Here is an 11,428-nt window from a genome sequence, read left to right on the forward strand (position 1 = left end):
AGCCTGATTTCCCGGGCATCCCTCATTCAATATCGGTCGCACTGTTGTTCTGGGCGGCGCCCGCTTGGTAGTACTGCTCGTATTGGGCCCTGGATTTGTGGCCAGTTGCTGCCATGCCATCGTAGATATTCTTGTTACGTTTGCCTTGCTCGGTCACGAAACCGGATCGAAAAGAGTGTGGGGTGAAGTGCTCCGCGCCCTCCACGCCGGATTCAATAAAGCGCTTCTTAACGATACGGTAGAGCTGCGTACCTGAGATGCCATTATCTTTAATGGCGTGAGAACGTGGTGCGAGCTGTCGGAATATGAAGCCGCTGGTGATGCCGGAGACACGCAGCCAATCATCCAGGTAGCGCTTGGCCTTACCTTCGATTTTCACCGTCAGCACTTCATCGGCGTAGGTTTGGTTCTTGGCACCACGGATTTCGACAATACAGAATCGATCTGATCGCTCAACGATGTCTTCCATTTTTAGCTGAACCACCTCGGAGCGTCGTCGACCGCCCGCACCAAAGGCCACGTAAAACAGGGCTTTGTCCCGAATGCCCAGGGTGTCGTTAGGCATGTGCTTGATCACTTGCTCAACGATGGATTGCACCGCGGCCTTGGAGGGACGGGTGGCGTGTGTGGGTGTCTTTTTAGCGTCGTTCAGCAGTTTCAGGACTTCGGGGTGGCTACAGGGATTTCCGTCTCCAGCGTGGCCTTCGTCCTTGTGCTTCTTGCGCAACGTCGACAGCCGGCGCTGTACGGTACTGGCCTTATGACGTCCCGAGCTTTGTTTCAAGCCCGCCTGGATCAATGCCGTTTCGTGTTCTGGTTTAAAGTTACCAGTGAGGTGCGTGGCCACAAAATCAAACACCAAGCCCCAATTGACTGGGTAATGTTCGTCTTCGTCGTGCACGATCTTTGCCCAGCCCCAGAAGTAGTCCAAATCGCTGCCTTTGGCCACCTGCGTATTAAAACGCTGACTCTGTTCGTCGAGGGCCTGGGCGGCTTTTCGGGCTTCGGCACTGATGTAGGGGTTTTTGCTGTCCATCGGGGAAGTCCTTTGGCCTTTCTTATAATGTACGATAAATGTTTATTATCGTACCCAAACAGGTACGAGTAACTCAATGGCCCTGACAACAAAAGCGGACAGGCTTTACAGCTAAGCCACTGATATTTCGAGTATTTTAAAAGCCTATTGGCCTCCAGCGACAGAAGCGGATAATTTTTTCAATAATGGATGACGCAGAATATGGTTCCAGCACTATCACAGACAAGTACATCGGTATTGCGCTAAAAATGTAGGCATAAGTCAGATAAGCGGAAACAAATCAAGGAGGGCCGACAAAATTGAACACCAGCAAACATGAAGATCAACCCTATCAATATCAATGATTTATAATTGATTCATTGGAAATCTCGTCAGCTTCTGTCACCAGAGCCTGCGTAGAAATCCGCAGCGCTAGACTCCCCTTGAGATGAAGATAACTACTACGCTGTTTCCACTTCCACCCCCCCCTCCGGATGGCCAGGAGACGTGCGAAATTCTGTTAAACTGCCAAAAGGTACCCATCGAATACAACATCACCAACAAGGCCCACTTCACCATCGTATGTTTCAAATTCGCTTGTTCCATATATGGCATTGCCATTATCCACAGTGACTTCAGAGAAATCGGCATCCAGAGAAATGCTTGTGATTTGAAGGTCGCCTAAAGACAATAATTCTCCGGGGTCACTGATGGCGTTGGAATTACTGTCGACCCAGACGCTCAACTGATCAAAATGCTCATCTAGGTGAGATATTTGATTATCATCATTGGTATCATATACTTTTAGAGCGTCGAAACCATTTTCGTATGAACCGCCATTGTGAAAATTCCCAAAAATCTCCAGTCCGTTGTCAATTTCATCGTTGTTGTTCAAGTCGATTACAAGCAGTCCGTCATTGGGGCCAACCCAGCCGATGTAATCTTTCGTCCCATCCCCATTTAAATCGAATCTCCCTTCTTCAACTTCTAGGGTTTGAATGCCATCTCCATCGAGATCAAAAACTATCGGGCAATTTATGGGTCCTGCCAGAGCCAAATATTCCAACATGATAGCGGTGTTTTCTGCATATAAGGTTTGTAGCTTAGATTTGGCTTCATTTAAAACGCTGATCTGACTAGATGATAATGGGGAATTGTCAATATAGTCATCAATCGCTTGGACGTAAGAGAGAACCTCTGCCCCTGCCTCAACAATCACGGTGAGAAAATCTCCGTCATAGTCCTCTGGGGATAGGGATTCAACGAAGGCAGCAGTGGTAGTGTGCCATGATTGAGCCTCATCGTGGTAAACTAACACCGCACTTGCTACTGCTGATGGGGCGCCGCTTACAGTGATTGATTCATCATTTGACTTTCCTATATAGGGTGTTCCCATAGTTATTTCCCTTTAACTAGTAGTAATGAATGCCATACCCTCCAGACAAAACTGTAGGTCCGCATGACAGTTAAAATGATTTCTAAAGCACGAAGGTTTAAGATTGAAGAAACTCATACTTAACCCTCCAGCAGCTAGATACCGTTCTCAGAAAGTGACTTTTTCTGAGAGTAGGCTCTACGTACCTAGCTACACTTTCACTTCCTGAGATAAGGCGACGAGAGGCAACGATCTGACCGCCCGATGGGGCGCTAGCTAGGGTCACTTCAAAAAAGGCATGCTTACCTGAGTATTCTTTAGGAAAACCTTTCCTGGGAAATATGAAGGACGTTGGAGACTTGGGATTGCCGTCACAGTCCGAGATGGATGCCCTTATATTCTTGTAAACCAAGGTACTGATCAGGGCATCATCTGCCATCTTCTGATCAAGTGACTGGCAAGCAACAAGAAAAAGTATGGAAAGGCAAGCAGCAAATGTCTTTCCTTGACCAAGAATCAATCTTCTACAGGTTAGCATAGGGAATTCCTTTTCACGCTGAATAAAAAGTAGATTTATTAGAAGATAAAGTCAAGAGATAATTGCCTATTACATCCAGTTTTGTACATTGCATATAATGATAGCAGCATTGATCAGCAGTCACCGTTTCATCCGTCATTTTGTGACCAGGCGGTTCTCACGATGGATCCCCCTTGACCGGTAACGAGATCAGTTGTTCATTAGCGGTTCCGAATGGCCCCAAGACCTTCGAGAGGCTGTCGCAGAATGTTTGTGTTCTCTGTATTGATGCGCTTGATAGGTTTCTAACGCATATGTGTTCGAACAGGTATTCGTTTGATGCCGGACTAATTCACCAGACCATGGAAGATCTCAACGGATGACGGCATGCTTCCCGTTTGCGTTTTGAATTGAGATTTCTTGATTATGCGGATCAGCTCAACAATTGCGCCTGAGAGATAGAGTCTGCATCGTCTGAAGGACCCTTCAGCATAAATCGCTCCCCAGCGACGAATATGCCCGCGTGTTCAGCTTTTTTGACTGCGAGGCTGGGCCGAGAGACCGAAGGCGTAATCGTGGAGAGTTTTAGCAGCCGAGCTAACTCTTGTTAATATTCATTCTTCATGATGCTTCCTTCTCATTGCTGTGGGCTAGTCTCGCTTACGCAGAAATTATCGATAAAGCGATCATCACATGCTTGAGAGGTTATTGATGGTCAACGTACTGTATATTCTCAACAATCAATTTAACCGGAGTTCGGGCTACCACTATTACCAATTCGGTTCGTTCGAATATTCTTGGTTTTGACTTCCTGGTTTAATGCTTCGATTTGCTCTTCGTTGGCATACTTTAACGCCGCAGAATATACCTTATTCCTGAAAGAACCAAAGCTATCTCTTTCCACCAAATCCGCAGCTTTTCTTGCATACTCCTGAGGTGTGGAAACGCAAGCCAGCGAAATGATATAGGCCTCCAAATATCGTCTTTCATCACCTGGAATCATCCAACTTCCGTACTCATCAGAAAAGACAATTTCTTCTCCTGTCTCCATGCGGTCAATCAATTTGTATAGCATGTCGAAAACACTAACTGCTGAATGGTGCTCCTCTTGCTTTGTCAGCTGAAATCCTAACTGCAAAAGATCGTTTAGCTTTTCAAACCATTCTTCAGTTTCTTCGGGTATGTGCGTGCAATTTCGAGAGTTAATTTCGAAAGGCGCGTAATACACTCCCTCAAACGATTCCTTACAAAATTCTAAAACGTCCTCCAATACGCTTTCAGAGACGAGTATTGGCATGTCTGTTTTATCATATAAGGTACCGAATACAGTCCTTCTTTGATGGGTACTCATTTCATCGAAACAACAACAGAGTATCTCGATAAGATTCGTTTTGCCTTGCTCTTTGAGCGCTGAAAATAGAATGGCTTTGTTCATATGACCCTTTACCAACCACCGTACATAATCCGAAACCACCATCATGTGCTGACTAATTATGGCGGTTTAAAACGAACACTATAAACCGAGGAAACAAAGAAAGAGGGGTGCGGTTACTCCAAGCGTGCTACATTACACATGCCGGTTTCTATGAAGACCGGCCCCCACAGCAAAGACTTGGCGACAAACGTCAGCTCAGTAAATTTCTTTCAGTCTTTTTTGTCGACCAGATTCATGGCGTTCCCTCATGTCAGATTCAATATATCGATCCGTGGTGGCCATACTGGCGTGACCAGCATCGTCTCTGACATGTTCGCGAGGTCTGAATTTGACGTCCTCTGAGATGCCCGTATGTCGCAACCAGTGCACGGTGGCTAGTCTCAAGTCCTCGGCATCCTCTTGCAACCCGTCATCAGCCATCCTCTGAAAAGCCGTATCAAAGCAAAGCTGTACGATTCGACGAATATGCCGGGTGCTGGTCACCGGTCCTTGGCCTTTGGTCTTGGCAATGAGCGGTGTTTTTTCACTAGCCCCTGGCAGCGAGGAAAGCCCCAAGAATTTCCTGTAGCGTTTCAACGCAGTCAACATCTCATTGCAGACCGTAATGATTCGATCTTTATTGCCTTTGCCCGTAACGTGGAACCACCAGTTACCATCTTGGTCCTTTCTGAAGTCCCCCATGACCGGCTCTGAGCGCTCATCGGCAACCAGCTCAGAGATGCGCAGGTACATAGCATATAGGCAATTCATAATGAACAGCGTACGTTCATGCTCGACAGAATGTTCGGCGGCCATGATTTCGGCGGTTTCTAGAACATAATCCCACTGGATATTGCTAATGCGCCGAACGACGGCCTTCGTCTGGTCTCTGCGGACAAACTTGTTTTTCTGGCGGATCAAAGCCACTGGATTGACGTCTACCAGGTGCTCTTGCAGCAAATAATCGTAAAACGATGACAGGATCGTAAATATGGCTTTAATCGCCGATTGGGACAAACTGAATTGTTTGGCTTCGGCTGTCTGTCCATCTCTAAACTCTGACTTGGGAACAGACACCACAAACGGTCGCCATTTCTCATTGGCAACACGCTCACCTTGTTGATTCTTAAAGCGACTGACGTTCTTAGTGCCAATCCAGGCTGTTGGTGGCTTTAGACAAAACCGTACAAAATCTTCAATATGCTCTCGCCGCAGTGTTAATACAGAGATTTGTTCGATGCGCCAGGCCCACTGTAGCAATCGTTCCAGCTCTCGTCGATAGCTATTGAAGGTGGCCGTACTGCCGTTATAGCTATAAAGAAACTTCAATGCGTGTTCGAGATCCACCTCGATGCCATCAACAGGTTGATCCAGATACTGATCTACCGAAAACTGTTTTTGTCGATAAGGATTGCCGATCTGTCCCAGATTGTCGATGATGGGGACAGGTGGTTTCCGTTTGGGGTTCATTTAGGGTACACAATTCGGTAAATTTCGATGAATTTGGACGACCACACAAAGTACTTAAGCCAGATATTCTAGAGATCAAGCAAAATCAATAAGATGGCAGATGTAGGTTCCAAGGAAAGTGCTTATATTTCCCGGATTTCGGAAGTGGACCATCCGTGATTCTGAGGTCCACAGAAAGTACTAAAGTTGTCGGACAGTCGCAGACATTATATAGGTGGGGGCGGATTGTCAGTTCTCTGATGGAGAGCTGGCGCGTAATTTACCATATCTTCCTGATAGGTGTCGATCCTCGGCAATAATTGACTAGCTTAGTTTTGAGAAACCCTCTGAACTGTTCATGCAAGTCCAGAAATTGGCTATATGTCATTGAGTCAGATGGCACATCCAAATCAAAATAAACATTGCCGTCGATAATTTCTTTCATGTACTGACGATGCTCTTGGCAGATTTCGTGAGACTTGTATATCCGGGGCAATAAGGAATCTTTGATTGGGTGTGCTTGTTCAAAGAAAATGGTCATCACTTTGCCACTGCGGTCGATCAGGTATTGAAATCCGGAACTATCTCTCGCCCTTTTGGGAATGTAAGCTGAATAGTCATGGACTGCTCTTTGACGATAGATTCGTATCTTTTCAATCAATATCTCAACAAAGCGAAGGATATCCAGGAAACACCATTCTAAACTCCGCCGGTAAGACCAGCGTAAGAATGATCCGTTGATTTTGTAGTTTTCCTCATCGTCGGACAGCAAATTTAATTCTGATATGCCGTGGATTCCGTAAATGCCGATATCCTCACAAAAAGGGTAGTCGTGCGTGTCGATGTGGTAAGCATCGCCGTACTTTTTACTGGCAACATTGAAGAACCACAGGCTCAATGCCAGGCAATACAGGCAGGGATCCGGACTATTGACTAAATCGACTAAGCGTATGTACCGATAGCTCGATAGGTACGGTCGGTGTTTCTTATTGGTTCTACTGGCGATTTTCTTGATGATGTCACACATGACGACAAAGTCAGCCTTCAAGGTGCGGGGACACAGATCCTCCGCTTCACAGCGATGTCTTTTGTGACGGTAGTTGGCGCCATCGCGTGTCAAAGCACCCTTGTAATATGTCAATGGAAATGAACTGTGACGGACGGGCGTGAATACGATATTGAGTCTCTTGATATTCGCACGGGAATATCGAGGGTGACGTAAGACTTGACATGCTGGAAATAAGGGGTGTCCGATTTCGATTTCACGCCACCAGATGACCGAACCCTCTGTGCTGCTGAGGTGTAGCTCATCTTCCATCTTATAACTGACAAAATCGTAGATATCCCCGACGGTGCGATAGGTTTCATGGTGATGTTCCACGCAGTCTGGATAAATCAGTTCTTTAATTCGAACCCGAGAGCATCCAGGACAATCGCTTTTTGCCATCTCTTGCTCATCCGGCCAGCGTAAACCACAAACAGGACAGGTTGAAGTAAACATGCATTGATGAATAGGACACCGGGTCAGCCACTCTATGTTGTAAATATCGGTATGATAAAGTCGTTTAGCGCACTCTGGGCATTGGCGACGATGCCCACCGCAGTTTATATCTGGTTGAGGATAAGGCGATGCTGGATGCAATGCCTTAATGCGCTCGACGAAACTGCTTTGCCCGTCATTTTGTAGCCGTAATACCGCTTTCAGCGTACTCAGGGGAATCCCTGGATTGGCAACCAAAAAGCGACGCAGTATTGAATAATCACTCTCGTAGGGCCGAGAAAAAACGAGTCCAAGGTTTAAGTGGAAGCGATTCATCCTGTTGGACGCACAAGGGAGGGAACTAACCCAGACAGTCGAACGCACTCATGAACCATGTCTTCGTTAAAACGATCAACGCCATAACGAGGTAAGAAGTCGCTCAGAAGCGTATTGATGGTCGCCGTAAAGTATTGCATGCCCCATGATTTTAGGTGGTACTGGAGTTGGTAACAGTGGAAAACGTGCCACAAATCGGAACTCAGAGAGGCTAGGCGCCAACCTTTCTTGAACTCTTCAGGCAGAAAAAACGCAGTGTAAGTAGGATCCTTTTGAGTTGGATAACGCAGTTCGTCGTATTGCTTCAGGCAATCGTTAACCTGACTCATAGAGGTTAGCCCCAGAAACTCAACTCCCTGGGTAAAGAATCGCCCATGAATATGAGCGTATCGGTCGTTCTCCACCTCTTCAACCAAAGGCCAGCATTCTGGGTCATTGCCAATAAATAGAACTGTAAGTGCTATATTGAGTAACAACAACTTGTCGTACAGCTCAGCGAAGGCATCAAACTGAGGCGCCTTCAGTCGCTGCATTTCATCCACCATCAGCACGGCGCGATTGCATTCGGTTTCGACTGCGGCATCGGCGATGAACTGAATATAGCGATCCGACAAATGATCGGCAATATCACGGGGACTTACACGCAAATTAGCGCTAAAACACAGCTGACGAAAAACCGTCAGTACCGTGTGTTTATCTCGTTTAGGTATAGACACTTGGTAAACCGGAATCTGGTTTCTACCGCGCATGAACAGCTGGCTGGCTAACGATTGCAGTGCTGTTGTTTTGCCTACTCGGGCAGTTCCAGTGATTAGCCCACCCGTCGTGCCCGTCCATAGCCATTGGTGGATGTCGCGATTGAGTTGCCTGATGGCGGGTGTTACCAGGTGAAGCTTCAAGGGATTGAAGACGGGATGATCATAATAATCATGGGAGGTTCTTGCCATGACTTACTCCCGGTGATTGGCCAAATCAGGTCGCCAAGGGAGAACCGGCGCTTCAGTAGGAGGTAGGATAGGGCCAAAGAATGGTGCCGGCGGATCGAGCACCAGCGCTGCTTCCTTCCCTTGTGTGTACTCCTGATAGACTCGCAGAAGTTGTAGCGCCGATTTAGGCTGGCCTTTGTGCTCCAAAAGGTATCGGAAGTAATTCGCCAATGGGTCTCGTGCCTGGAATTTCTGTTCTCTACAAAGTCGGTGGATTAGTTGGCGTGTCGACACACCGTGCGGGAAGCGCTGCCAGGAGCGTGAAGCCCGCAGCGGACCAAGATCGTCGCCCCGCAACGAATAAGCGTGTACAAAGCGAATATCCCGTCGATCAAACCGGAGTAAAATATTTCTTTCTCGGTGAGCCACTTCACTCAATCCTTCTCCCTGATAGCGATCATAGAAGAAGTTGATATAGGGAGCTCGATGCTCATCTTTCCGCCAGTGCACCGGTACAACTTTCTCACCGATCAGCGGTTGCCACCGACTATACTGATCCATAGGTGTATAGCGAACAAAGTGATGCCTGCAGTGATGCCGGAATAACGCCAGCGGGGTCGCATGCCCGAGGTGCGCACGCGGGGTGACATTGTATTCGGTCAGGAGGATACTCAATGCCTCCTCCAGGGTGCGTACGCTGACTGTTGGAATTCGCTTTCTGTTTTTACGGGACTCCTTGATAGGGTCATTGGGGTGAGAACCAGTGGTGGCTGCAAAACGATGACTGGCGTGACTACAAATGTAATCAAACACAGATTCTACCAAGTGGCGAGTGGTCGGCTGTCCGGGGAATCCAAAACTCACCGTGGCGCCCTGTTGTGTGCATAAGAGATCAATCACCGACCGAGACAAGTGCACTAGCGCATTATCCAGTTGGATATTCCCAAAGCTAAGCGGAAAATCCTCCGAGGAACCACTGGGAAAACAGGCCCCCTCAGCATAGCTGAACCCAGGCGTCGTCAGCGGTAGCGGTTGCCAAGGTTTCAGGCAGTTATCAAACAGCGTTAACATGTCCTGTTGGTTAGGGTGCTGAGTTAAGGCCATGTGATAGCCAAGCACGCAACTAGTGCCTACGTCGATCGCTACCATGACACTCGCTCGGGCAAGACGCAGAGGAATTAGTTCCTCATTAAGCTGTAGATGTACGCGATTATGTAAGTCGAGAACATGTTCATCGATTTGTATGGTATTCAAAGCCCGGTAGTGGTCGGATTGCGTTCCGGAGGCCTGTGATGAAACACAAGGTCGACGAAGGGTTGCCTGGAGAGTGCTGCTGCGAGTGTGCAGATAGCGACGAACCGATTCATAAGCAAGAGAAGGTGAGGTGTAGGGGTATCTATCTGCTGGCCAATGTATCTCACCGAGCAACCGCTTGAATTCCCCGTGGAACCATTGGGGCTCCAGCCTTTGCGCGTAGGCTGCATCTTTCAGTTTGGCTAAAATAAGCTCATCGAGTTTTTCCCGCAACACTGGTGCACTCTGCAGGAGTCCTTGGAAGGCACAGGCAGACCCCTGGGAACTACGCATTGACGGCAGGGGCGCATGACGCTGCTTCGTTATCACCACAGCGTAGGGAATTAACCCGTAAGTCAACGGTGGCGACTCGTCTTCTTCCCCGCCCAAACACCGATCAAGCAATTGAGTGATGCGGGCCTGGGTGATCTGATGCTCTTTGGCAACCGCCTTTAGCGGGCTTCCAGACAGCACCTTGGCGATAATCTTCTGATTACGATAGAATATTTTGCGTCGACCAGTCGGGACGCAGTCAGCGGTGATTACGGGCCATCTGTCAAATTGCCACAGAGATGGCTGTTGTTCAAGGCGTGCACGCCAATTCAGTGACATAGTGACACCGCCGTATCGTAATCCAAGTGGTGATCGGTCAATGCGGCCCGTAGTATGCCGCGATGCAGTAGTCGAAAGAGGGCGATTTCTTGATTGTAGGTCCGTTCTCGATCACCTGCATCCACCAGATCTCCAACCTCGCACTGTGTATGACGGTACAAAAATTCCAACACAGTCTGTTCAGCAACTTGGGTATCCACGTCACGTGCGACATACAAAAGTCGGACAATCTCCAGCCAATTCTCTGCTTCGATACGGCGTGCGTAGATGGATTGGTTGCTCACAACTTCAAATCGCATTTTCTGTTTCTTGAAAAATTGCTCCAGTGGAATACGACGATCATCCGGAATTTCTCCACTGGGATTGATCTCCAGAATACGACGTCGATCTCCATCAACGATATAGCAATCAGGCGTGTAACATATACCTCGAACACGCAGTCGAAACGGTTGCGGTATGTAACTGCTGACAGCGCTATCGCCTTCCAGAAGCCCCGCATGGAGATGTTCAGCTAAGGAGTGAAAATCAGATAATCTGGGGTGTTTTAGCATGCATTGCTGGCGAAAATCACAGGCCTTCTTCAGTGCCTGAGGTGTTGGGCACTGACGAGGAGAGAGTGTCTCTGCAGTCACGCAATGGGACCGAGTTATATCAGTATGTGGTCGACTGGGCTGCATAACAAAACTCCAATGAAACGAAGTTAGAGTGGCACGCCAAACATACTGCGGCAACAAGGGGTATGCTGAATCGAAGACCAACCGAGTTGGGTTGGTACAATTTGTTAGACACCGAAAACTCAAGGAGTTCACAGAATAATCTGAATGTGCTTTAGGGGCAGCCGGGCGTCACAATAGATGGTCAGGGTGGGAATTTCTTCTTAGGTTGGGAGCGTCTAAAATTCTGTGTCAGGCCGGGTTTAGGCGTTCCCGCATAACATCATAATTCAATAACTTCATCAAGCCGGCCTTCAAAGAATATGGCGAGCTGCGACAGGGTGAGCCCCCAGTTTTG

At 47.9% G+C, this 11,428-nt stretch carries 8 protein-coding genes; all 8 read right to left on the reverse strand.

Going from position 1 to position 11,428, the window contains the following annotated elements; translation table 11 throughout:
- Window positions 1-22: 22 nt before the first annotated feature.
- The 8 genes from HBA55_RS36090 to HBA55_RS36125 all read right to left on the reverse strand — a co-directional run bounded on the left by HBA55_RS36090 (window position 23) and on the right by HBA55_RS36125 (window position 11,049).
- Complete coding sequence (locus tag HBA55_RS36090; RefSeq protein WP_167000871.1) at window positions 23-1,036, reverse strand: tyrosine-type recombinase/integrase; 1,014 nt, start codon at window positions 1,034-1,036, stop codon at window positions 23-25.
- Window positions 1,037-1,535: 499 nt separating this feature from the next.
- Window positions 1,536-2,411: a hypothetical protein gene (locus HBA55_RS36095; protein WP_167000873.1), complete on the reverse strand. Its 876-nt coding sequence runs from the start codon at window positions 2,409-2,411 to the stop codon at window positions 1,536-1,538.
- 1,241 nt (window positions 2,412-3,652) lie between these two features.
- A complete protein-coding gene (locus HBA55_RS36100; RefSeq protein WP_167000875.1) occupies window positions 3,653-4,342 on the reverse strand; it encodes a hypothetical protein in 690 nt (229 codons plus the stop codon).
- A 195-nt stretch (window positions 4,343-4,537) separates the two neighbouring features.
- Entirely contained in the window at window positions 4,538-5,791 is a 1,254-nt protein-coding gene (locus tag HBA55_RS36105; RefSeq protein ID WP_167000877.1) for a tyrosine-type recombinase/integrase, read from the reverse strand.
- 259 nt (window positions 5,792-6,050) lie between these two features.
- Window positions 6,051-7,586 carry a hypothetical protein gene (locus HBA55_RS36110; RefSeq protein ID WP_167000879.1) on the reverse strand — a complete coding sequence of 512 codons (1,536 nt, stop codon included), beginning with the start codon at window positions 7,584-7,586 and terminating at the stop codon, window positions 6,051-6,053.
- Complete coding sequence (locus HBA55_RS36115) at window positions 7,583-8,533, reverse strand: AAA family ATPase (protein ID WP_167000881.1); 951 nt, start codon at window positions 8,531-8,533, stop codon at window positions 7,583-7,585. The genes HBA55_RS36110 and HBA55_RS36115 overlap by 4 nt, the downstream gene beginning before the upstream one ends.
- A gap of 3 nt (window positions 8,534-8,536) precedes the next feature.
- Window positions 8,537-10,417, reverse strand: a complete 1,881-nt coding sequence (locus HBA55_RS36120) for a hypothetical protein (RefSeq protein ID WP_167000884.1) — start codon at window positions 10,415-10,417, stop codon at window positions 8,537-8,539.
- Window positions 10,408-11,049 carry a hypothetical protein gene (locus tag HBA55_RS36125; protein WP_167000886.1) on the reverse strand — a complete coding sequence of 214 codons (642 nt, stop codon included), beginning with the start codon at window positions 11,047-11,049 and terminating at the stop codon, window positions 10,408-10,410. The genes HBA55_RS36120 and HBA55_RS36125 overlap by 10 nt, the downstream gene beginning before the upstream one ends.
- Window positions 11,050-11,428 lie beyond the last annotated feature (379 nt).

It is taken from the genome of Pseudomaricurvus alkylphenolicus (assembly GCF_011683955.1).
Lineage (GTDB): Bacteria > Pseudomonadota > Gammaproteobacteria > Pseudomonadales > Cellvibrionaceae > Pseudomaricurvus > Pseudomaricurvus alkylphenolicus.